Genomic DNA, 21,719 nt, shown 5'->3' on the forward strand with positions numbered 1-21,719 from the left:
TCGGGCCATGCCAGAGCTTATCAACAACACGCCTTTTCCGAATTTTCGCTACTATAGCAGCGATAGCGAGAACCGCGAATTCGGTATAGTCATCGTCAAAGCGACCTATGAGATTGCGCCTTCTGGGCGCCTTCTCGTCGCTGAAGAACAGGCGCCGATGGTGTTCACCGACCTTTGCTACGGCGCCGTGAACGTTACTTCCCTTTGGCATCCCTCCGACATGGTACCGAACAAGCCGGCGACCGATGTCATTTTCAACGCGGTCGCGCGCGTGGCCGGCGGAGCGCCCAAGCAATCATGGGAATGCGGTGTCGTGATCGAAGACGATGGTGCTCCGAGACTGGAGAAACGGCTGCGGGTGACGGGACCCCGGCAGTGGCAACCGCGCTGGAAGCGTAATCTCAGCGAGGCGGAGAAGGAAAAGTGGCGGAAGCATCTTGGCTACTTCGATCGCTGGCAACTATCCGAGCCAGAGGCGATCAGTGAACTGCCACTGCGCTACGAATACGCCTATGGCGGCGAGATCCCCAAAGGACAGAATGAAAACGGCGACCGCCTTTTCGACACTGATACGCGCAATCCGCTCGGATGCGGTAAACTTGACAAGGAATGGAGCAATCACACCGCTCCGCAGCCGGCTCCTCAGATTGAATCGCTGGCCGAACCGATTTCCGAGCCTTACAAGGACTATACGCCACAGAGTCTTGGCCCGATCCCGCCCGCGTGGGATCCGCGCCTGCCACTTGCCGGGACCTATGATCAGAACTGGACAGACAATATCTGGCCGGCATGGGCGCCCGATTATAGCTTTGCCTATCACAATTCGGCGCATCCCGATCTGATCGTAAAACCTCATCTGAAAGGGCACGAACGGGTTCGTCTCCTTGGGCTTTGCGTCAACGCGGACGAGTTCTCCTTCTTCCTGCCGGATGAAAGCCTGTCCGTCGATTTCGTCACCGAGGACGGGGAAATCGAAACGCGGGATATGATTCTGGACACTGTATTTCTCGATGTCGCGGCTGTTTCGCGCCGCAACTGGCGCATCTTTCTCTCATGGCGGATAAATTTTCCGCCGGGCATCTACGAGCAAGCGTTCCTGAACCACGACCGTAAATTCGGCTTGCGCCGGCCGGAGGCGTCGAAATTAGAAATTGAGGTTACCAATTGAGCACCTCAGCTAACGTATCGGCGCGCAAGTGTGCGTCCAATGTCATTGCTTCCAAGGGGCCTGACGTGTGTTTGACGCCACGTGGTTCCAGTGTTGTCCCAGTCCCCTACTCATCGATGGTGACACTCGACAAAGCAATCCGCTATTCGACAACCGTGCGGGACAACGGCAAGTTCGACCTTCAATTGAACTCCGCTGTTCCAGGCGTCACCGGTCATGAGCCGGGCGTGAAGAAGGGCGTTGTCAGTCCTGGTTATAAAGGTATCGCTCTGGTCAACATAGCCTCGCCCTTCGTTTACTCAGAAGGATTTTCGACATGGGCACATCTACAGGAGGCATGGATCAACCGACCCGATCCCGGCCCACGGGAACCTCAAAAGTCCCTTGATCCGATGATGATCGAGGGCGGCCTGAATACCGGGTTGAAACTCGGCGTTTAGGCCAGCGGCGACGAATGCGAGGATGGCGACTGGCAAAGCAGGGTGAACTGCCTGCGACGAGCGAAAAGTGGGGTGGGCTGTGGCGGGTGAAGCAGTAGAAACGACAGAGCGTGAGCTTCCAGGCGAGAATGTCGCAAAGCGGAACGCCAACGCCAATGCTACTCTTCTGGTTGATGCTACAGCGGCACCAAACCCCTATTATTGCCCTCCATCCCCGTTTGAAGAAAGCGTCAAACGGATCGCGCAATCCTACAAAGATAGCGACAAGGAATTACAGGATCTCCTGGCGAGGCAGCGCAGTGGCGATTTAGACAAGGGATTTACAAGCTATATCGCCCCCAACGCTGAGCAAAAACGCCTTAGCTATCTGCAAAGTCTTCCGCTGTCCGATTGGCTTGCCGGAAAGGGCAAGGCGAATGGAGGCCTGGCCTATCAAGTAACTGGCTGGGATGCGCTGAGCTTCCGAGGTCCGCATGAGCACATGTCTCGCCTGGAGATGATCGAGTCTATAGATCAACAAATGGCGGAAGCGAAAAGTGCCGGCAAGTCGGAGGAGTTTAGGGCTCTTTGCGAACAGAAACATAAAGTAAATGCCCAAACCTCAACCGCGGAAATGGATAACCAAAAGGCCGCAATGGCTGCGTTGGTGATGGCTCTACCTATCCCGGGAGGCGCGGCAAGAATGCCAAGGCCGGGCGCTGGCCGCGGAATTTTCCTTAAGCGCAGCCAGCCGACGCCAGTTGAGCCCCCAAGGACCCCTAGGTCGGGTCCGAACGCCGCGCCAACCGTCGGCGAGCCTGTCTCAGTCTCCAATGGCGAATATCTCGAAACATGGCGCGATTTCCTTGTTCCCGGCACCTTCAGCTTCAACGGTGCGCGTTACATGGGACTCAAGCTCGGCTTGCCGACGCGCTACGTAAGTCCACTGGGCTCGTGCCAGATCTCGATGTTCGACGAGGTCTTCTCAAATCCGGAACGCGGTAAGCTCATCTTTCATAACGCGGATGGCAAGCGCATCTGGTTCGACCGGCCGTTCAACTTCCTTCCTTCTACGAATGCCGGCTTCCCAAATCTGGAACTCAAGGCCCCGTGGCTGAAGCAGCTCACGGTGAAGGACGGCCCCGTGACGCGACATTTTCGCCAATATGACGACGGGATCTATCGCCTTGAGAAAATCGACGATCTGAACGGTTTCGAGCTCGTCCTCATCCGCGGCGAGGACGGTCGGCTAGAGCGTGTCGATGGACCGGACGGGCTGTCCCTCACGTTCGAGAACGACGATGTTGGCCACCGGACCCGCATCACGCTAGTCGGCACGGACGGTTCGAAACTTGAACTCGCCCGCTATGCCTATGACGCCAAGGGCCGCATGACCCGTGCCGATTGTACGTTCGCCATGTCCGCTCGGTATGGCTGGCAGGCGGATCACGATCTGCTTGATAGCTGGCACAACGTGACCCGTGATTCAGTCACCCGATTCACCTATGATGACGCTGGCCGTGTTGTTCATACCGCCACCAACGGTATTTGGAACGGTGATAGGTTCTTATATCAGGAAGGTGAAACGACGTATCTTCCGGGTGGCGGCCAGACCGGCGCGCAGCGCTTCCGTTACGATGAAAACGAGAATGTCACTGCCGAGATCGATGCCCTGGGTGGCACCGTCGTGCACCGTTACGATCAAAATGGCTTCCGCATCTCGACGACAGACCAGAATGGGAACAGCCACCGCACGCGCTACGATATTCGCGGCAATGTACAGGAAGCGTCGGACCCGGAAGGCCGCACGACCACATACATATGGGGTGACGACGGGGAACTGCATCTCGTGATCGACGGTGCCGGAAATCGCAAAACATACGAGCACGACGCGCGCTCAAACGTCATCTCTGAGACCGATGCGGAGGGCAATGTCATCCGGCTCGGACGCGACGAAAAGGGGCGGGTCGTGACGACGCATTTCGCCAACGGGGCGGTCGAGCGTCGAGCTTGGGACGATTTCAATCGTTTGTCTTCTATGACCGATGCCCGAGGCGCTACAACGACTTTTGAATATGATGTTTTCAACCGTCTGCTCGCCACGACCGACGCGCTGGGTCAGACGACGCGTCAGGAATACCACTCAGGGACAGGTGGCTTCGACAAACCTTCACGGCTAACAAGGCCGGATGGGGTCTCTGCCAGTCAAGGGTTCGATGGACAGGGCCTGCTTGCCTTCGCGACCGATGGTGAGGGCCGGACCTGGACTTACAAGAACGCCGCATTTGGCATTCTGGAATCGATCACCGATCCTAAAGGTGGCTTGATTTCCTTCAGTTACGACGTCGAAGGGCGCATCTTGTCCATCACCAATGCGCTCGGGCTCACCTACCACTATGGGCGTGATGCCGCCGGCCGGGTCGTCGAGGAAGAGGATTTCGACGGCCGCCTGACTCAGTATCGTCGTGATGCGGTTGGCCGGGTAGTGGAAACGATCAAACCGGATGGGGCACGACTTGTCTATGGCTATGACAAGGCCGGCCTGATCCGGCGTATCGAAACCTTTGACGCAAAAGGTGCGCCAGATGATCTGACACGATTTTGGTACGATGGGCGGGGACTTCTGGTAAAGGCCGAAAACCACGCGGCGCTCGTCGAATTCGAGCGTGACCGCAACGGCCGCATTGTGAGTGAAACACTAAACGGCAAGCGGATCAAATCGAAGCGTGATTCCATGGGCGATCGCGTGGCGCGGGAGATGATGGGTTTCGGTGGAAGAACAGTCGAATTCGTTCGTGATCCGCTTGGCGCGGTTGAGCAAATGATTGCGGGAGAGACCCAGATTACTTTCCAACGGGATCTACTGGGCCGGGAGATAGGAAGAGAGACCGGCGGCTTCGGCTTGTCACAGCGCTATGACGTTACTGGCCAGTTGGCGGCGCAGGTGGCCGGACCGAAAAGCCCTGCGGATATCGGCATCTCCCGCCTTGGCTGGAGCGTGCCGTCGGGCGAAGGACAGCCAAAACGCCAGGGTACCATCGCTCGGATCTATCAATATGACCGTGCCTTCGCGCCGATGCGCATTGACGACGGCCTGTGGGGAGAGGTTCGTTTCGAGTACGACGACAATGGCCAGGTGATTTCGGCGGAGGGCACTCGAGGCGCGGAGCGCTTCGATTACGACCCGGCACGAAACCTTGCCGGCGCCTCGTCGTCGGCACCCTTCTCGACCCAAAGCGCAGGATATGGTGCCAGTTTTGACGCCGCCTTCGGCTCGGTAACGCCTTCGTCCAGGCCGTCTGCGTGGCATCGTACGCCAGGCGGAGTCGTGCAGATTGCGAGAGGGCCGAGCAACGAGCGCATGCAGCTCACACACGACGACTGCGGGAGGCTGATCGAGCGTCGTGTCGAACGCAACGGTTTTCGGGCGGAGCGCTGGCGATATCGCTGGGATTCATATGACCGCATGACGGCAGTGACCAAGGACGACGGCGAGGAGTGGTTCTTCCGCTACGATCCATTCGGACGAAGAATTTCTAAGGTGAAAAGGTTCTCGGGCGAAGAGAAGGAGCGCGTCGCACGCCTTTGGCCGGCTCTCGTGGGCAGCGATGGCGTTCCCGCATCGGCGATCGGGGCTGGGCAAGATAGTCAGGCAGAGAACGACAATGCCCTGCCAGTTGTTGGCACCACATATCTTTGGGACGGCGATCGTATGATCGCTGAAGCACCTCTTCAGTTGAACGGCAACGTCGCCTGGGAGGCCGCGGTTCATTGGCATTTCGAGGAGGACACACATCGGCTCCTCGCCAAACAGCTTGCCTCAGGAGAAATTTTGGCCGTGGTCTGCGACCATCTCGGCACGCCGAAGGAGATGTTCGACAAAAGAGGAGATCTCGTTTGGGCGGTTGACCACCACGTCTGGGGTGCGATCCGCACCGTTCGCATTCAGGACACGCTTGCGACAACTCCGAAATACAAACTCCCAGCAGACGAGATGCATTGCCCCTGGCGTTTTCCCGGCCAGTACGAAGATGCTGAAACCGGACTCTACTATAATCGCTTTCGATATTACGACCCGCTTACTGGGCAATATGTGTCACCCGATCCGGTCGGACTCACCGGCGGCGACAGACCACAATCTTACGTTGCAAATCCGTTGATCGAAACGGACTATCTAGGGCTACAAGCGAGGGGTCCCGATGGCAAGTTCCTTCCAGCGAATGGGTTACCTGGCCCTGGCAGCACTTTCGCTACTAGCGTGACGCAGGCTTATCGGGACCGAGGTTATCAGGTTTTTGAAAACGTCACTGTCCGCATTAACGGAAAGCTGGTTTCCTACGCGGACCAAGTTGCTGTCAAAGGGCGGCAAATTCTAATTATCGAATCCAAGAGCGGCAGGGTAACCTTGTCGGAGGGGCAGCGGACGGTGCAGAACGCTATCCAGACTGGACAGCCGATCACATTGACAGGCAAAAACGCGCCGAATATTCCAGGCACAATCACGCCGAACAATCCAATCGTTCTTCCTCAAGGGAGCTACGTGCGCGAAACACCCCGATAGTCAATGAGGATAAGATGGCGAAATCTGACAACGTTCTGAAAAAAGAAGTTCGGGCAGAGCTCAACCGGAAAGGTTGCAAGAAGATAGGTTACATAGACTTTCTCTTGGTAGACAAAAAAATCTTCCTAACATTCTTTACAACAGCCCTCGGAAAAGTCGAAACCACTGTTGAGATTCGATATGTCTCACTTAATGAATTCGCTTTCTACCTGGATGAGTACGGCACCTCCTATAGCGGTAGAAATCTCGTTGGAGAATTCCCTGGAGAACTGAAAATACCAAATTCTCTGCACGTATCGGGCGCTGCCTCGTTAGGACTGTTTGGTGGAACGGTGCGCCATGTTCTGGAAAATGAAGACGTGGAGACTTTCGTAGCGACTTGCTTGGACGAAGGAAGTGCTCTCCTGGAAAAGTACCGGGACATGATGCCGTCGCTTCGGGCAAGCCTAGAGCAGAACCCGCCGGCTGACTATGCGATTACGGTTGCCACCTTTGTCGGCGAATTTCAGCGGGCTCGCCAGATAGTCGAAAGCCGCCGCGAGGACGATGGAGGCTTTCTTGGACATGTGCCTAGGCAAGCGGACCGATATTTAAGAGATCTTGGATTCTAACCTTGGCCACGGTCTGGATACGATCCGCGTTCCGGTCAATATGTGTCACCCGTTCCGATTGGGAGAATAATCACGATGCATTTGCGATCGTTCACCGTCCAGCTTGCCGTGTCGCTTGTGTTAGCCGTCGCCGCACACTCTTTCGGACGGGCGCAATCGCCACCGTCCTCACCTGAAACCCGGCAGCTCTCCCCTGCGTCTCTGCCGAAAATCGCAGCGATCCGCCCAGGCTTCGACGCCAAACTGCTCGAACCCGTCCAGGGCGTCGCTTTCCGCACCTACGGGCACGTTACCTATGGGATGTTCCTCGATCCCAACGGGAATCACGAGGCGATATTCCAAACATTCGGTATCGACAGGACCCGCTTCGAGGCGGCCAATGCGACGTTCACCGACCGCATGAAACAGGATCCCACATTCACCATGGTCGAGATGTTCGGCGGCTATTTCGCGGAAACGGCGCAAGGGACCTATGCAGCACTGGGCAGAGATATCGCGCAGTCGGTTCTCAATCAGGCGCCGCTGCAAGAACAGGAGCCAATGGCGGAGGACAAGTTCCGGGAAATTCAGGTGTTTTACGGCCGCAAAGCCTCCGTCGCAGGGACAGAACTCGCCAAGCAGGATGAAGTGCTGAAGCCATACCATATCACCTTTAACGACTTTAACATTATGGGCGCCTGGTTTTCGCGGCGGCTCGCGCTGCAGTCGGCCGGGCTCTCCAATCCGAGCGAGATGCCGCAGGCGCAGGCTGAAGACGCCCCGAAGGAGCGGCCGGAGTGGGGCGGCATGTGGCGGTTTTCCTGGAAGACCCTGCAGCGCACCGAAACGGCAATGAAGATTGTAGAAGCTACAAGCGACATGTGCATCAAACAGGGCATGACGGCAGAAACCCTACCATTGATGCCCAACCCCTCCGGCGTCAAATGCGTGTTGCTCGACACGATCCACTTTTATGACAGCGGTGTGCAAATCGACGCCCAGTGCGACCATGGCGGAATTGGCGCTTCTTGGGGGCTTTACCTGCAGCCGGACGGTGACGGCCAAAATTTCAGCGGCCAGATTTCCTACAACCAGGTCTACGAGGGCGATCAAGACATGCCGCAACCAACCACCGACATCACCGTGAAGCGGATTGGAGATTGCCCATGAGACCGATGGACAAAGCGACGTTCCTTCGAATCGGCCTGCTTGTCGCGCTGGTCCTGGCGCCTGGGCCTGTATCGGCCCAGGAGAGCGGCCTTCCCAAAGGCCTCTGGCAGGTTCGCATATTCGCGCCCGTTCTAACTCCGGAGCTTAAGAACGATGAGCAAATCTTTCAGCTTTGCTACGACGACAGGGCGGTGAAAAGCCACAAGAACCCGGTCTTGCCGAAGGCCGCGGCAAGCCAATGCAAGCTGGACTTTACCGATATGGGTGACGTCGCCTATGATGCAATCTGCGAGGATGGTGATCATCGCTTGCGCATATCCGAAGCCGCCGATGGCCTATGGCGCGGAAGCTACCGGTTCGTCGGCAAGGACGATGATGTGATGCTTGAGCCTGCCGTTGAACTGAAACGGATCGGCGACACCTGCCAGTGATGTTATGAACCCGGACCCGCGGATCAGCGTGACATCTGAACCTGGCCTGTTTCCAACAACGATGATGTTGTGAAATCGCCAGGTCCCTCGGCGGATATCACATACTCTTACCCTTATACCCCCTACGGCAGAGAAATCTCTCCAGGGGGGCGACAACGCATTGAAACGCGGGATAGGCAGATGACATCGACGAAGAGGCTACCCCTACCAGTCGATTGGCTGGACGCGAACTCGGTTCGCCTGTCGGAGAAATCTACCCGAGTGTGGCGCGCTGGTGAATTCAGTCTCGCCGAAATAACCAATAACGGCTTAAATTTCCTTGATGATGTACGGGCGTCTAGGGCGGTTTTCGCCGATTTCGACGACGAGACAGTAGAGATCGTCGTGAATTCTGCTGCCTACCAAGTGTTTGGTGTCGATGCGCAAACTTTGTTCACGCAAAACATCGGAGGTGAAGTCATATGTATAAATTATCTTGATAACATTGATGTCAAGGCAAACCGGAATTTGACTGAGTTTTGCCGGACTTATTGCGCATTCATGTCCGGGGTATATTTAGCGCGCGCCAGAATAATCCCGGTTGGACTGGATGATGAGCGCTGTTTCGCTGTTCTCGCCAGCACTGCCCAGGATATAAGGCACTTGATAGATGGTCTTAGCGAGGAGTACCTCGCAGAAGGCTGCTACTGGCCGATGCAACTAGCGAAGCTTGCCGAAGGAGCGACACCGATATCGGCAGGATTGGAATATTACATCAAAAAACACCGGATTGTCCTTTCGTAGCGGATTTATTCCGCCATTGTCACCGATCGGACCAAGGCGCTTGTCGATGTACTCGGAGCAACTCTATAACTCGCCATCAGTGATGTGAGCAACGCCGCTGGACGCCTCCCAGGCCAACGATGCAACGGGAGGCTTCCGCAAAGCACTTGGATAGGAGAGTCATGACCAACGCGCAGCCGACGACCGGGACTGCCTCCAAGCGCAGGGTACCGCCAGGCCTCGTCCTGGCATTCTGGCTGATCCTGTTGCCACTGGCGCTGGCTGGCTTCGGGATTTGGCAGCTCGATCGGTCTGTCGAGGCTAGCCGGTCCGTCCAAATTGATGCCCAGGACATGGCTCGCGCACTCGATGAAATCCGACCTATCGCGGCCCAGGCGCCGGCGACGATGATCCGCTTCGAAGGCGGGAGCTCCTATCCGGCCTCGATGGCGGTCGCGCTGCTGGAAAATGCAGTTGGCGAGAACGATCTTCTCCAGACGGTGGCCGCGGTCCGCCATCCGTTCGCCTATGTCACCATTGCCGGAGGAGCGCTGGCGTTTCTGGGCGGCACGATCGGCCTTATATCCTCGAGCCTTGCCGGCTTCTCGGCCCGGCGGTCGCGCGACCAGCTGGTGCGCAGCTTCACGTGGCTGAGAATGACGCTGCCATTTTTCCTGGCGGCCGTGATGCTCGGACTAGGCTTTGCGGGCGTCGGCGCTACCGTCTTCGAAACGATGACGCTACCGTTCTGGGGCGATATCTCGGGCAATGCCGTGAAACTGGGTCTGGCTGGCATTATCCTCGCAGGCATCGCACTCTACTGTGCCATCACCGCTGTCCGCGGACTGCGCCGCGTCTTCGCGCTGGTCGAGCCAGAGCCGATCGTCGAACGGGCCCGTGTCGTGAGCGAGCAGGAAGCGCCCGCGCTTTGGACATTCGTCCGCAATCTCGCGACACGCATGCAGGCTGGCGCGCCGGACACCATCGTCGTCGGCCTGATCAGCGGTTTCTACGTGACCGAGAGCCGGCTTCTGCTGCTTCCGGAAGATCGGTTGATCGAAGGCCGGACCCTCCACATGCCGGCGCCCTTCCTTGAGCTTCTGGACACCGTCGAGATCGCCGCAATCGTTGGGCATGAACTTGCGCACTTCGCCGGCGAGGATACGCGATATTCGCAGAGGTTCGTTCCGATCTACTCCAGCCTGCAACGCTCACTGGATGCGCTTTATCGTGCCGACATCAACGGAGATTTCGGCATCGCCGCCGGTCTTCGCCTTGGTTACCACGCGCTGTCACGCTTCGATGCCGCGGTTGCCCACTGGAGCCGGCTGCGGGAGTTCGAAGCCGACCGCCATGGCAGCACCGTCAGCGGCCCGACCGGCGCTGCATCCGCCCTCGTTCGCGTTCACGTCGCCGACCCCGGTGTGCATTTCGTTCTTAGCGATGCCTTCCGGGGAAATGAAGAACTTGGTCCAGATCTTGTTGCCGCCATTGCCAAGATGGCGACCGAGCGGGGTGTCGATGATCCGGCCGCGCATCTGGAAGACCGTCAGTCCCACCCCACAGACAGCCATCCGCCGACGATCCAGCGGATTCAGGCACTCGGTGTCGCAATCGACGACAAGCTACTGGCTCACGCGACGCGCCGACCGGAGGCGAGCGTTGCGTCATTCGGGCGGCGCGCCTTTGCTGACTGGGATCGACTTTGTCACGACCTGTCTGCGGACTTCCTGGTCAACGCCAGCGCCGTTCGGAGCGGGTACCGCGAAGAGCTCAAAACTGCGGCCGCCGGCGTCACCGAGCCGGAACTGGCCGTGCATGAAAATACCGGCCCAATGGCGGGGGTGATGATGTTCATCTTTGTGCTTTTCGGCCTGTTCATCGCGTCCACTTATCTCTTCCCCGACCCGATGGGGTTCGGGGGCAATGAGAACTATAAAGCCATATTGGCGGCAGTGCTTGGCGCCGGCATGCTCCTGTGCCTTGCGGCGTTCGTCTTCTACCGCCGCCGCGCCGCCCGCCCATTGATGGTGTTCACGCCGGAGACGCTCCAATCGCCGTGGCTAAGCGAACCGGTGCGGTGGGACGCCGTCATCGGCTACCAGGTCTACGCCTCCACCCGCTTCGCCCTTCAGTTATATCTGGGGGAAAACGAGCCACTGCCCAACCGCACGCGGTTTTCGTTTTACAACAAGGTCAAGCCGAAGCGCCGGCTGATCGAATTGGATGCCATTGGGATCCGCGGCATGAAGCCCGATGCGTTTTCGGACCTAGTCGGTCGTTATCTCGCCGCCGCGCATGCACGGCGCGCACTCGCGGCGGAAGGGCTTGAAGCGAGCTCTATTGCATGAAGTGTATCTCATCAGGGCCATCGGCTTGAGGGGATCGAAACACATCTGCTGCCAGTGTGAGTCTGATGCGACACCGGGTGACGTCCAGAGGGGTATTGTGTCGTGAGCTACGATTTGATGGTCTTCGAACCAAACGACGCGCCACGAGAAAAAGACGCGTTTCTCGATTGGTACGATGAGCAAATGAGATGGTCCGAAGGGCAGTCCAATGACGACCCATCCAAGTCGACGCCCAATCTAGCGGCCTGGTATGACGACATCCGCCGAGACTTCCCCAACATGAACGGCCACGACGCTTGCGAACCGGCACAGGACGAGGACAATCCGAAGTCAACCGGATACATGATAGGAAAATCGGTAATTTACGCCGATTTCCGATGGTCGGAGGCTGAAGCCGCCTACGCGACCGTACGTGCATTGGCTGTCAAGCATAGTGTCGGCTTCTTCAACGTGAGTGCCAGCGATGGCGAGATCTGGTTTCCGTCAACCGAGCACACGGCAGACAAAACAGCGATTTCGGGGCTGACGCTGACCCTTGAAGGGCAGCAAGCGTTCACGACACCGTCGATCGCCTTGATCGAGGCTGCCGTCGACTGGCTGCGGCCCGCCGGAGGGCCGGGATTTCTTCTGCTCGAAAATGACGCAAGCGAAGATTACGTGCAAGTCGGTGGAGGGCGGGAGGCTTACATCGTCGAGTGGCGAGAATATGCGAACGAAGATTTTCGCCACTGGGTGGTGGGACGTTCAGGTAATGACACCAAACGAGACATCAAAATCGCCGGTAACGGGACGCATTTCTTGGGCAAGGCGAACGAGCGACTTTCGAACGCAAACGTAAACGACATCCTCGGTGCTTTTGCCCGGGGCACATCGAAGCCGCAGGAATTTGTCTGGCGGGACATCACGGCACAATTCGCCGTCGGCTCTTCTCCCGACACTTCAAAGCCATGGTGGCAATTTTGGCGCTAGCGGGTCCTCAAGTTTCGTCGCAGAAATCCTTAATGAGGCACGCAGCCTCGGGTCACATTCAGATCACGATGACTTGCCAGATTGTGTGGAATAGCTGGTCCGGGAGCCGAAGACTTGAAAACACGCCCATTCGCAGCATGGCCGATCCCCGCCCTCTTGCTGATATTGTCGGCGTTCCCGTTCGCCGGCGTGGCCCATGGCCAATCGGCAGAGACGGTCGCCAGGGTCCTGAAGGTACTGGACTTCGACCGAACCTACGTCGCCCGAGTGGATGCGCTGATTGACCAGACGGCCGACAAGCCGAGAATCTGGTCAGGGTCGCAGTCACCGGAGGCGCGACGGCAGCGACAGGCTGAAGTGCGCGAAACGCTTCTTCAAAAGCGCGCCGATGTGAAAGCGCGATTGCACGAAGCTCTTTTAGCCCGGTTCATCGATCAGAATGCGCTCTTGGCCGGCGTCATCACGCATGACCAGCAGGGGCCGCCAGCGCTCAGACCGCGGTGCAGCCATGCGTTTGTTGCAACGCGCCATGAAAATCGCGCTTATTTTCGGCCATTATGGTCGAGGTGCCACCTTCTCTTTGCTGGGCTCGAAACCGAGAACAAATTCGATCACCTTGGCGGAGGACATTTCGCACGGCTTCAATCCGCCAAGCTCCTCGCCATAGAGCCATGTCCGTTTGCCATCCTCCGACCGCTTGACGGTCACGCCCCATGGTCGATTACCAAAATGTCCGTCGACATAACCGTCCGGTATTTTCGCAAGCGCGTCTTCAAACGTCGCTTGGGTTGATGGAGGTGTTTTTCCGCCGCCCTTCATGGTGCCAGGCATTCATCGCAGATCCCGCAGCCATCGTCATCCATGCTCGAGGCCGGACGTAACCTTCGACAGCACGGACACGTCGTTGCATCCGGTGCACACGCTTCACCGCGGTCCGGCGGAAGAATTTCAATATAGAATTCCGACAGCATATCGGCCGCGCTTCGATCCATGGCGATGCTCCAGTTCGGGATTATACCAGAGATAGTGAGCTTCGACGGCTGCACAAGCGCGCCGCTGCTTTGAGGTGGCAATGAACTTTTCGCTGGGTGAGGTGAAGACTCCCGGACGGTAAATTTGTCCGGCATTGGCAGAGTTCGAATTCGGTTAGTCGTGCAGCCGAGCCCGAAACATGAAGCGGGAGAAGATGGGCGCGGCGAGTATGACTTACCCAGATGCGCGTCAGGTGGTGCACCACGAAAAGCTGAGATCCGTGCCGGAAACGAGCGCCAGCATCGACATTCCAGCCCGGCGCCTGAAACATCCCAACGACGTGCTGCAATGCGCGCTTACGACCACCGCGTCGGTGATCTTCTTCACCAGCCTGACTTTAATCCAGCTTCTCGAAGAACCGCCACCGCGTTAGCCGGTTAAAGCAGAGCGACATCCAGCGGCACATGTCCGAGACGACGGGCGGGCTGCCTCTGCTAACTCCTCATCAAGCCAGCCGCATGCCGTCAAAGACAGCCGGCAAAAAGCCGGCTTGCGCGCATCAATCTATAATAACGTCAATACCCTCGGCCAGCCGCGCCAAGTCAGCGCCTTCGCCGTACGACACTTCGGCGCAAAGACCACTTGGATCTCTGGATACTGCTCAGCAATTTGTTTTGCCAGCTCCGCTCCCTTCACTAGGCATGGTTGTGCCGACGAGAGGCATCAGCTGGCCTTGGCTCGGCCGCACCATGTCGCCCGAAGAGAGTTGAAAATCTCCTGGAGCCGTGCCGTGAAAAGGACAGCAATTCCGCAACGCGCAGCGCAATTCCGAAAGGTCCCGGGTTCTCGCGCTTGGGTAAGACATCTCCCGTGGATACATCAAACACGGAGAAAATCATGACCGGAAATTCTTTCTCGGATTCATCGAATACAAGCGAGCATCTTTTCGCGCCACCGCATGCGTTCCGGCGCAGCGTGCTGATTGCAGGTCTTTCCGCCTCGGTTCTAGCGGCTATGCCCGCCGCCGCCGCGGGCCGAACCGCCGCCTCCAAAAGCAATCAACCCAACAAGGAAAGCAGTGACATGAACTACGTAATCACTTCCGATGGCGTTGAGATCTTTTACAAGGACTGGGGCCCGAAGACCGCTCAGCCGCTCGTCTTTCATCATGGCTGGCCGCTTTCCGCCGACGACTGGGACACCCAGATGCTCTTCTTCCTCAGCAAGGGATATCGCGTGATCGCTCACGACCGGCGGGGCCACGGCCGCTCCAGCCAGGTCGGCGACGGCCACGATATGGATCATTATGCGGCAGATTTTGCTGCAGTCGCCAAGCACCTCGATCTTCGAAACGCCATTCATATCGGGCACTCGACCGGCGGCGGCGAGGCGGCACATTATGTCGCCAAGCACGGCCAGCCTGACGGACGCGTCGCAAAGCTGGTGCTAATCGGCGCTGTGCCGCCGGTCATGGTCAAGACCAAGGCGAATCCCGGCGGATTGCCAATCGAAGTCTTCGACGGCCTGCGTGCACAGCTTGCTGCAAACCGCGCCCAATTTTACTATGATCTCGCAAGCGGCCCCTTCTATGGGTTCAATCGGGAAGGCACCAAAAAGATCGAAACGGTCGTCCAGAATTGGTGGCGCCAGTCGATGATGGGTGGCGCCAACGCGCAATATCTCGGCATCAGGGCGTTCTCGGAAACGGACTTCACTGAAGATCTCAAGAAGATCACCGTGCCGACGCTTGTGATGCATGGCGATGACGACCAGATCGTGCCGGTCCCCGACTCCGCGCCGCTCTCGGCCAAGCTTCTAAAGGACTCCACCCTTAAGCTCTATCCCAACCTGCCGCACGGAATGTGCACGACGCATGCCGAAATCATCAACGCCGACCTGCTCGCCTTTATCGAGCGGTAGTCGGTTGGGAAGCGGCGCTATCCGCCGCCAGCGCCGCTTCCCGGCTCTTTTTTTGACATTTCAAAAGTAGCGGCCAGCCACACAATTCGGTTGCGAAAGCTATCCCTGAGCACAGGATGTTTCCTCAGATAGTCGGCGTTGAACACGGCATTTGCCAAGAACGGTCCATTCGCCGGAACAGATCGGCATACTCCAGCGGGCAATATCGTCAGCAGTCACAGCATCCTATCGTCCTTTCACGTTCTCGATGACGAGTTCGCTGGAGGGATTGAAGCATGGCTCCTTTCAAATTTCAGGCGGTTCCTCCTGATGTGATGGCAAATGCCAGGCCGCAGGAGGGACATGTGTCACCGGACCGCGAAATGGAGCGCGTCCTGCGCACCGCCCCGGTGGAATGCTTCCGTATCGACGATCCCTTTGATACCCGGCTCGCCCGATGGAAACACAACCCGTTTCACGACGTCGTGCATCCAATGTCGGATCACGTGATCATGACCTATCTCGGAGCTATGCAGCGGCTGGAGCGCCGCTCCGGAAAGGCATACGCGGCAGGTATGGGACGCCAAGGCAGCATAACCTTCATCCCGGCAGGATCGACCTCACGCTGGGATATTCATGGCCCGATGGACATCGTGCAACTCTATCTCTCGCCGGATCTCCTTGATCGTGTGGCCCGCGAATGCCCTGGGGAAGGTCGATCCTTGATCGAAAGTACGGCGCAGCAGGACAACGTGATGGCGACCCTGCTTAGGATGGCGCACCAGTCGTCTAGCGGCATCACCAGCCTGGACGGGCTCTATCGTCAGCAGCTTGCAAGCCTGATCGCCATCCATCTCGTGAAAACCCATGCAGGCGTTTGCGAGGCGTTAGAAAAAGCCTCGGGCGGCCTTGCGCCGGGGATTTTGCGGATGTCCCTCGAGCGGCTGTCGTCTGAAAATGAGACGGATCTTTCGCTCGGTGCGCTCGCTGAAGCGGCCAACCTTTCCCGCTTTCATTTCTGCCGCGCGTTCAAGAAAAGCACCGGGATGACGCCCTACGAATGGTTGCGCCGTAGGCGGATGGAACAGGCCATGGCCATGCTGCGGGACCCCATGATGCAGATCACGGATATCGCAGGCGTACTCGGTTACGGGACCCTCACCGCCTTCTGTGTGGCCTTCAAGCGCCATACAGGCCTGACCCCCGGCGAATGGCGACGGGCGGCAGGATAGACCGCAATCCCTCAACATTCCGAGCAACTCTGAAATGTCATCGACATCTCCTTTGCCGTATTTTTTGAGTATCAACAACCACACCTAAGGAGATCCGATGATGAATCGACAGTAATTAGCCCTTACCTATCGCCAAGATCCACCGACATTCCATTCGTGATGGTGTTCAGCTCAGGAAGCAGTCCTGTACTACTTTCAGAGCCGATGTGCACGCTATGATAAGCGATGGACTCCATCACTCGAATACGGATGTAAACTCAAAAGGAGAATGACATGCTGAGAGAAACCACTCTCTACGCTCTGTCCGGACTGCTCGTTTCGTCGGTCCTCGTCGGAACGCCCGTCGATTTCGGCAAGGAGCATCGTGAACCGTCTGGCCGGTCGGCGCTCACGACTGCTGCAGTCGCTGCCAACTCAAAAAAACCCGCCGCAGTTCGTCCTCATACGTCTCGCGACAATCGAAAGCCGGGCGACGAAGACATCAACTAACTCCGTATCGCAGCTCATGCAATCCACCGAAACAATCCGCAGGTGAGGTCGCAACCCAGCACCTCGGACGACTCTGAAGGAGATCAACCATGCCAACCCTCAAAACCACTTTCGCTCTCGTACTGATTGCCACAGCAGGCTTCGCCAGTGTTACTTACGCAGAGGGAGATTATTACGAAGGCGCCCAGAAGAATTCCGTCAGGCAACAGCGCCGCCCGCCGGTCGACCGGAACTATACCGGTTCGGTGTCGCACACAGCTCCCGTTTACGGCCGTCTCCCGGACGAGAAGACCATCGATAGCGGCGATTACTATGAAGGAATTCAGCGTCCAAACTGAGGAACTATAGTCGTCCTGAGCAGCCAACCCTGGGGTTGGCTGCTTCAATCCTTCAGGCCACCGTCATGCCGCCATCGACATGCAATTCGACGCCGCTGACGAAACTTCCCGCTGCCGAAGCGAGGAACAGGGCCGCGCGGGCGACTTCTTCCGGACGCCCCATCCGCCCCGCAGGGATATGGGATGCCATGTAGTCCACGAACGCCGGGCGATCGGCTTTCGAAATGCCCAACTTGCCGAGGATGGCGGTTTCTACCGGTCCCGGACTCAGCACATTCACGCGGATCTTCCGTTGCTTAAGCTCGATCGCCCAGTTCTTCGCGAACGCGGAAACGGCCGCTTTAGAGCCGGCATAAACGATGTGATTTGGCAGGACCTTGGTGGCGGCGAGCGAACTCGTGACGATGATGTTGCCGCCGACCCGGATCAGCGGGGCGATCGCTTGCACGCCAAAGAAAACACCGCGGGTATTGGTGGCAAAGTGCCGGTCGTAGTCGTCCGGTGTAACGGTGTCAGAGGCGGCAAGGTTGATGACGCCGGCATTAGCCACATAGATGTCCAGCCCGCCAAAGCGCGTCTTCACCACGTCTGCAAGCTTTTGATGATGTTCCAGATCGGCGACGTCGCCGACGAGGCCAAGTGCGCCGTGGCCGATCTCGCCGACCGCCTGATCAACGATATCCTGACGTCGGCCGGTGATAATGACCTGAGCGCCTTCCTCTGCAAACAGTCGGGCAGTTGCCTTACCGATACCGCTATTGCCGCCTGTGATTACGGCGACCTTGTCTGCAAGACACTGCATTTTGTTTATCTCCTTTTCTTTCGGGGATGAGATAAATGCTAGCGGTGCGAGCTATTAGCCCCCTGTCGGGCACATGATCTGTGCCACGGAGATGTAAATGCCGAACCTGCTGGATGAGACGTCGGGCCTGATGGCATTCGTGAGGGCCGTGGAAGCAGGTTCGTTTACGGCGGCGGCGCGCGATCTCAGCACAACACCATCGGGGGTTTCGAAAAGCGTGGCACGGCTGGAGAAGAAGATCGGTACGCGGCTTTTCCTGCGCTCCACTCGAGCGCTGACCCTAACGCAGGACGGGCAGGCGTTCCTTGAGCGCGTCGCTCCTCTGCTGCGCGAGCTGGATGCGAGCGATGAAACCATTCGACCGCAAGCGACTCCCTCTGGCAGACTGCGGATCAGCATGCCCGGCGAGCTTGCGCCGCTGCTACTCCCCCGTCTGTTCGGCACGTTTGCGAAAGATTATCCGGACATCCAGCTCGATCTCGGGCTGACCGATCGTTTCGTCAATCTAGTTCGGGAGGACTACGATGTCGTCCTGCGCGCCGGCGCGCCGATGCAGGAGGACCTGATCGTCCGCCGCCTGGTGGATCTACCAATGGCGATCGTCGCCTCCCCGGCTCTTCTTGAAGTGACCAGGCGATCAGTGGAAGACCTCCCCGACCTGCCTTTTGCGCGCTACACCATGAATGGTGCGGTGCAGCCTGTCCGACTTGCGGACGGCACGACTTTCATTCCAAGGGGACGGGTCGATTGCGACACAGGCTCGGCCCTGATCCATGCTGCATTGAGCGGGCTCGGCGCTGCCTATCTTCTGCGATGCCTCGTTGTGGACGAATTGCGAGCCGGCACGCTGGTCGATCTCGCACCGGAAATCGCACTTCCAAAGCTGCCGCTTAGCCTACTGCATGCTTATGGGCGGACTGTTCCGGCGCGTGTAAGACTATTTGGCGATTATATAGCCGGTGAGGCCAGAGCCCTCGCCAACCTGTAATTTGGGCGGGAGATAACCGCTGTCCCGCCCGGTCCTTCGTCGCCGTACTAGATGGGCGTAGTGCCGTTCTGCACCAGGCCGCAAGAATGCCAGTCACTCGTCGAAGGGAGCAGCTGCAACGAGATCGACCGAGGAAGGAACCGTATAGCCCGGAACGAAACGCTCACCGAAGTCCCGCACGAAATTGTCATAGGTGGTTTCCGGCTGCGTTTTCGCGATGTGGCAGAAACAAGAGGTCATTTTTCGCTTCATTCCGAGCCGCGGGAATTCGGCAACGATCGTGCGCACGTCAGATGATGGGATGAAGCTATATTTCAGGCCGACCACATCAAAACAGATGCCGGTAGTACAAAGGCCCACTTCGGCCTCCTTGTAGAGCCCGATCGAAGGCGTCGAGTTGAGCGCAACGCTGTCCCAGATCAACTGGGCGCGCCGTCTGTTGAGCCCCGCGTCCGTCGCAAAATCTCGGGCAAGATCGGCTGCCTCCACTTCGAAGCGGCGAGGCCCCGCAAATCGATCGTTGAGGGTGATGTCATGCAGCAGCGTGCCCACGGCGAGCACTTCGGCGTCATGGGCTACATTCTGCAGTTCAGCGAGCTTTACCGCAAAAAGCCACGAGCGCATGACATGATTGAAGAGATAGGGCTCGTAGGCATGGTGCGCGTGCTCTATCGCGCGCTCTACGAGCCGGCTGTGAGGAACCGAAATACCCGCAACTATGCGCGTTTCCATCGCAGTCATGTCATCACCCTTTCTGCAACTTTTGCGGTAGTATTGATGATCGCGCCGTGCACGCATCCGTTGATGCGATATTGCGACGGAACGCTGCATGCGATCTTCTGAATGTCGGATCGCATGCAGTCGCCGATAGGCCGTTAGTAGTCCCAGAAAACCGGAACCCAACGGAAGGCGTCGCCGTCGACTGCGACATGCCCGACCGACGGGAATGGCATATGGGTGGCTACCAGCAGTTCGCCCGTCTCCGCCAGCTCCCGCAAAAGCCGAACGCGAACGCGAGCAGCTTCCTCGGGGTCATGCTCAAAGCCATTGAACCAGCCGGGGTGTTCGAATCCGACCGCAAAGACGGCATCGCCTGCAAACATCAGCCGGTCTTTCCCGGAAGCGACGCGGACCACGCTATGCCCCGGCGTATGGCCACCGGTGCGGGAGACGACGACGCCCGGAGCCACCTCTTGTTCCTCATCGAAAAGGCGCAGCTGGTTGTGGTATTCCTTGGCGAACCGTTTGGCCGTCGCCCGAAGCGCATCCGGGAAGCCGGGAGGCATGTTTACGCGCGAGAAATCAGGTGCTTCCCAGAATTTAACCTCGGCTGCGGCAACGTGAATCCGCAGGTCGGGACGTAGCCGCTCCTTCACGCCATCGACGAGCAGCCCGCCGACGTGATCCATGTGCATGTGGGTCAACACCACGTCGGTCACCGACCCGAGATCGATGCCGGCGCTTTCCAGTCGCTTGACCAGCTGCCCGGCCCGCGGGAGGTTCAATTCGGGATCCAGCCCCAGGCCGGCGTCGATGAGGATGACCTGTGTGCCGCTGCGCACGACAACCGCATTCAGCGCCCAGTCGAAAGCTTCCTGCGGCAGAAACATACTGTCCAGCCAGACAGCGCGTTCTGCGGCGTCGGCATTGTGGCCCAACATCTTGGTCGGAAGGGGCAGCACGCCATCGCTGATTACCAGCACTTCTATCTCGCCAATGTTCACCGCATAACGCGACGGAACAAGTTCTTCAGTTGCCGGCCTGCCGGAGCGTGAAGTGTTCTCTATATTCATTTTTGTCTCCGGCCGATCCATCATGGGGGGATTTGCTTCTGCCTGCGTCATAGCGCGCTCCTGTTGTGCGGGATTGGAACGTGGGGGGCACGAACCATGCGAAGGAGTGTATTGGGGCGCTTCATGGCGGTCGATTGAGCCTAGGGAGAGGGAGGGCTACACCCAAGAACAGGGCATGCTCTCCCGTTCGTCTATGAGAGCGAGGATTAAGTTATGGCTTCGCCGTCATGAGGATCAAGACGCAGATGTTGTGAGGACAGAAGTTGAACGAGCGGTAATCGCTGATTTAACAAACAGACGCTCCAGGCCGATGCCTGGGCCAATCGGACCGGCCACGTCTACGGTGAGACAGCCGTGATCTCGTGACCAGGAAAAACGATTGAAACCCCAGCCCTCAGCCCTGCCGCTCGCCCAGCGCGTCACGAACGGCCGCAAGCAGAGCATGTCCATCAAAGGGTTTTCGCAGAAAACCGCCAATGCCTCTGGCTCGGTCTCTGTCCGTTATCTCGTGCCGCCCGGTGACCAGGAATACGGGAAGTTGCGGGTTCTCCCGCCTGGCAAGGTCGCGCAGTTCGAACCCATCGGGACCGGGCATGCCGATATCGGTGATCAACACATCCACCCCCTTAAGACCGGAAGCGAGCAATGCCTCTCCCGATATGAAGCTGCGGATTTCATATCCGGCCGACTCCAGGAGTTCCACCAATGAAGCAAGCACCCTTGGGTCGTCGTCGACGATCGCTACCACAGGCTTGTTCATATCGTCTTACCTCCTGCGCCGGCTA

General features: G+C 58.0%; 20 protein-coding genes. 15 read left to right on the top strand and 5 right to left on the bottom strand.

Features of this window, described 5'->3' with window-relative positions; all coding sequences use genetic code 11:
* The first annotated feature begins 7 nt into the window (after nucleotides 1–7).
* The 9 genes from C5J24_RS12010 (at nucleotide 8) to C5J24_RS32195 (ending at nucleotide 12,421) form a co-directional block, all read left to right on the top strand.
* Nucleotides 8–1,168: a DUF2169 domain-containing protein gene (locus tag C5J24_RS12010; RefSeq protein WP_105403627.1), complete on the top strand. Its 1,161-nt coding sequence runs from the start codon at nucleotides 8–10 to the stop codon at nucleotides 1,166–1,168.
* Nucleotides 1,165–1,608, top strand: a complete 444-nt coding sequence (locus C5J24_RS12015; RefSeq protein ID WP_105403628.1) for a PAAR-like domain-containing protein — start codon at nucleotides 1,165–1,167, stop codon at nucleotides 1,606–1,608. The genes C5J24_RS12010 and C5J24_RS12015 overlap by 4 nt, the downstream gene beginning before the upstream one ends.
* Nucleotides 1,609–1,687: 79 nt before the next feature.
* Nucleotides 1,688–6,148, top strand: a complete 4,461-nt coding sequence (locus C5J24_RS12020) for an RHS repeat protein (protein WP_105418133.1) — start codon at nucleotides 1,688–1,690, stop codon at nucleotides 6,146–6,148.
* Between the two features lie 14 nt (nucleotides 6,149–6,162).
* Entirely contained in the window at nucleotides 6,163–6,759 is a 597-nt protein-coding gene (locus C5J24_RS12025) for a hypothetical protein (RefSeq protein ID WP_105403630.1), read from the top strand.
* A 75-nt stretch (nucleotides 6,760–6,834) separates the two neighbouring features.
* The gene (locus C5J24_RS32320) at nucleotides 6,835–7,908 is read left to right on the top strand and encodes a hypothetical protein (protein ID WP_245437541.1); all 1,074 of its coding nucleotides are present in this window, start codon (nucleotides 6,835–6,837) and stop codon (nucleotides 7,906–7,908) included.
* Between the two features lie 5 nt (nucleotides 7,909–7,913).
* On the top strand, nucleotides 7,914–8,339 hold the full coding sequence (locus C5J24_RS12035) for a hypothetical protein (RefSeq protein WP_172723913.1): 426 nt from the start codon (nucleotides 7,914–7,916) through the stop codon (nucleotides 8,337–8,339).
* Nucleotides 8,340–8,519: 180 nt separating this feature from the next.
* Nucleotides 8,520–9,122 (top strand): hypothetical protein, encoded by a 603-nt coding sequence (locus C5J24_RS12040; protein WP_105403632.1) that lies wholly within the window; start codon nucleotides 8,520–8,522, stop codon nucleotides 9,120–9,122.
* Between the two features lie 161 nt (nucleotides 9,123–9,283).
* The gene (locus tag C5J24_RS12045) at nucleotides 9,284–11,452 is read left to right on the top strand and encodes a M48 family metallopeptidase (RefSeq protein ID WP_245437540.1); all 2,169 of its coding nucleotides are present in this window, start codon (nucleotides 9,284–9,286) and stop codon (nucleotides 11,450–11,452) included.
* 102 nt (nucleotides 11,453–11,554) lie between these two features.
* A complete protein-coding gene (locus tag C5J24_RS32195; protein ID WP_205836938.1) occupies nucleotides 11,555–12,421 on the top strand; it encodes a hypothetical protein in 867 nt (288 codons plus the stop codon).
* Between the two features lie 555 nt (nucleotides 12,422–12,976).
* Here the strand turns inward: C5J24_RS32195 and C5J24_RS32325 are convergent.
* Nucleotides 12,977–13,252, bottom strand: a complete 276-nt coding sequence (locus C5J24_RS32325; RefSeq protein WP_105403633.1) for a hypothetical protein — start codon at nucleotides 13,250–13,252, stop codon at nucleotides 12,977–12,979.
* A 370-nt stretch (nucleotides 13,253–13,622) separates the two neighbouring features.
* On the opposite strand from C5J24_RS32325, the gene C5J24_RS12065 reads away from it, so the two are divergent.
* The 5 genes from C5J24_RS12065 (at nucleotide 13,623) to C5J24_RS12085 (ending at nucleotide 17,351) form a co-directional block, all read left to right on the top strand.
* Nucleotides 13,623–13,826 carry a hypothetical protein gene (locus C5J24_RS12065; RefSeq protein WP_046627768.1) on the top strand — a complete coding sequence of 68 codons (204 nt, stop codon included), beginning with the start codon at nucleotides 13,623–13,625 and terminating at the stop codon, nucleotides 13,824–13,826.
* Between the two features lie 650 nt (nucleotides 13,827–14,476).
* Nucleotides 14,477–15,313, top strand: coding sequence for an alpha/beta fold hydrolase (locus C5J24_RS12070; RefSeq protein ID WP_105403752.1), 837 nt, complete (start codon nucleotides 14,477–14,479; stop codon nucleotides 15,311–15,313).
* Between the two features lie 275 nt (nucleotides 15,314–15,588).
* Nucleotides 15,589–16,524: an AraC family transcriptional regulator gene (locus tag C5J24_RS12075; RefSeq protein WP_105403634.1), complete on the top strand. Its 936-nt coding sequence runs from the start codon at nucleotides 15,589–15,591 to the stop codon at nucleotides 16,522–16,524.
* 273 nt (nucleotides 16,525–16,797) lie between these two features.
* Nucleotides 16,798–17,013, top strand: coding sequence for a hypothetical protein (locus C5J24_RS12080; RefSeq protein WP_105418135.1), 216 nt, complete (start codon nucleotides 16,798–16,800; stop codon nucleotides 17,011–17,013).
* 89 nt (nucleotides 17,014–17,102) lie between these two features.
* Nucleotides 17,103–17,351 carry a hypothetical protein gene (locus C5J24_RS12085; RefSeq protein WP_105403636.1) on the top strand — a complete coding sequence of 83 codons (249 nt, stop codon included), beginning with the start codon at nucleotides 17,103–17,105 and terminating at the stop codon, nucleotides 17,349–17,351.
* Between the two features lie 52 nt (nucleotides 17,352–17,403).
* Here the strand turns inward: C5J24_RS12085 and C5J24_RS12090 are convergent, their stop codons facing one another.
* Nucleotides 17,404–18,153, bottom strand: coding sequence for an SDR family NAD(P)-dependent oxidoreductase (locus tag C5J24_RS12090; protein ID WP_105418137.1), 750 nt, complete (start codon nucleotides 18,151–18,153; stop codon nucleotides 17,404–17,406).
* Between the two features lie 97 nt (nucleotides 18,154–18,250).
* Between C5J24_RS12090 and C5J24_RS12095 the strand changes: the two genes are divergently transcribed.
* On the top strand, nucleotides 18,251–19,141 hold the full coding sequence (locus C5J24_RS12095; protein WP_105403638.1) for a LysR family transcriptional regulator: 891 nt from the start codon (nucleotides 18,251–18,253) through the stop codon (nucleotides 19,139–19,141).
* Nucleotides 19,142–19,234: 93 nt separating this feature from the next.
* On the opposite strand, the gene C5J24_RS12100 is transcribed toward C5J24_RS12095, so the two are convergent.
* The 3 genes from C5J24_RS12100 to C5J24_RS12110 form a co-directional block, all read right to left on the bottom strand.
* Nucleotides 19,235–19,972, bottom strand: coding sequence for a hypothetical protein (locus C5J24_RS12100; protein WP_342588857.1), 738 nt, complete (start codon nucleotides 19,970–19,972; stop codon nucleotides 19,235–19,237).
* A 44-nt stretch (nucleotides 19,973–20,016) separates the two neighbouring features.
* A complete protein-coding gene (locus C5J24_RS12105) occupies nucleotides 20,017–20,985 on the bottom strand; it encodes an MBL fold metallo-hydrolase (RefSeq protein ID WP_105418139.1) in 969 nt (322 codons plus the stop codon).
* 343 nt (nucleotides 20,986–21,328) lie between these two features.
* Nucleotides 21,329–21,694: a response regulator transcription factor gene (locus C5J24_RS12110; protein ID WP_105403641.1), complete on the bottom strand. Its 366-nt coding sequence runs from the start codon at nucleotides 21,692–21,694 to the stop codon at nucleotides 21,329–21,331.
* Between the last annotated feature and the right edge of the window lie 25 nt (nucleotides 21,695–21,719).

It is taken from the genome of Neorhizobium sp. T25_27 (genome assembly GCF_002968565.1).
Lineage (GTDB): Bacteria > Pseudomonadota > Alphaproteobacteria > Rhizobiales > Rhizobiaceae > Neorhizobium > Neorhizobium tomejilense.

What these genes read in the sequence shown, in the direction of transcription:
- C5J24_RS12010 (WP_105403627.1), top strand. Translation starts at nt 8, where the DNA reads ATGCCAGAGCTTATCAACAACACGCCTTTTCCGAATTTTCGCTACTAT.
- C5J24_RS12025 (WP_105403630.1), top strand. Translation starts at nt 6,163, where the DNA reads ATGGCGAAATCTGACAACGTTCTGAAAAAAGAAGTTCGGGCAGAGCTC.
- C5J24_RS32320 (WP_245437541.1), top strand. Translation starts at nt 6,835, where the DNA reads ATGCATTTGCGATCGTTCACCGTCCAGCTTGCCGTGTCGCTTGTGTTA.
- C5J24_RS12035 (WP_172723913.1), top strand. Translation starts at nt 7,914, where the DNA reads ATGGACAAAGCGACGTTCCTTCGAATCGGCCTGCTTGTCGCGCTGGTC.
- C5J24_RS12040 (WP_105403632.1), top strand. Translation starts at nt 8,520, where the DNA reads ATGACATCGACGAAGAGGCTACCCCTACCAGTCGATTGGCTGGACGCG.
- C5J24_RS12045 (WP_245437540.1), top strand. Translation starts at nt 9,284, where the DNA reads ATGACCAACGCGCAGCCGACGACCGGGACTGCCTCCAAGCGCAGGGTA.
- C5J24_RS32325 (WP_105403633.1), bottom strand. Translation starts at nt 13,252, where the DNA reads ATGCCTGGCACCATGAAGGGCGGCGGAAAAACACCTCCATCAACCCAA.
- C5J24_RS12065 (WP_046627768.1), top strand. Translation starts at nt 13,623, where the DNA reads ATGACTTACCCAGATGCGCGTCAGGTGGTGCACCACGAAAAGCTGAGA.
- C5J24_RS12070 (WP_105403752.1), top strand. Translation starts at nt 14,477, where the DNA reads ATGAACTACGTAATCACTTCCGATGGCGTTGAGATCTTTTACAAGGAC.
- C5J24_RS12075 (WP_105403634.1), top strand. Translation starts at nt 15,589, where the DNA reads ATGGCTCCTTTCAAATTTCAGGCGGTTCCTCCTGATGTGATGGCAAAT.
- C5J24_RS12080 (WP_105418135.1), top strand. Translation starts at nt 16,798, where the DNA reads ATGCTGAGAGAAACCACTCTCTACGCTCTGTCCGGACTGCTCGTTTCG.
- C5J24_RS12085 (WP_105403636.1), top strand. Translation starts at nt 17,103, where the DNA reads ATGCCAACCCTCAAAACCACTTTCGCTCTCGTACTGATTGCCACAGCA.
- C5J24_RS12090 (WP_105418137.1), bottom strand. Translation starts at nt 18,153, where the DNA reads ATGCAGTGTCTTGCAGACAAGGTCGCCGTAATCACAGGCGGCAATAGC.
- C5J24_RS12095 (WP_105403638.1), top strand. Translation starts at nt 18,251, where the DNA reads ATGCCGAACCTGCTGGATGAGACGTCGGGCCTGATGGCATTCGTGAGG.
- C5J24_RS12100 (WP_342588857.1), bottom strand. Translation starts at nt 19,972, where the DNA reads ATGCAGCGTTCCGTCGCAATATCGCATCAACGGATGCGTGCACGGCGC.
- C5J24_RS12105 (WP_105418139.1), bottom strand. Translation starts at nt 20,985, where the DNA reads ATGACGCAGGCAGAAGCAAATCCCCCCATGATGGATCGGCCGGAGACA.
- C5J24_RS12110 (WP_105403641.1), bottom strand. Translation starts at nt 21,694, where the DNA reads ATGAACAAGCCTGTGGTAGCGATCGTCGACGACGACCCAAGGGTGCTT.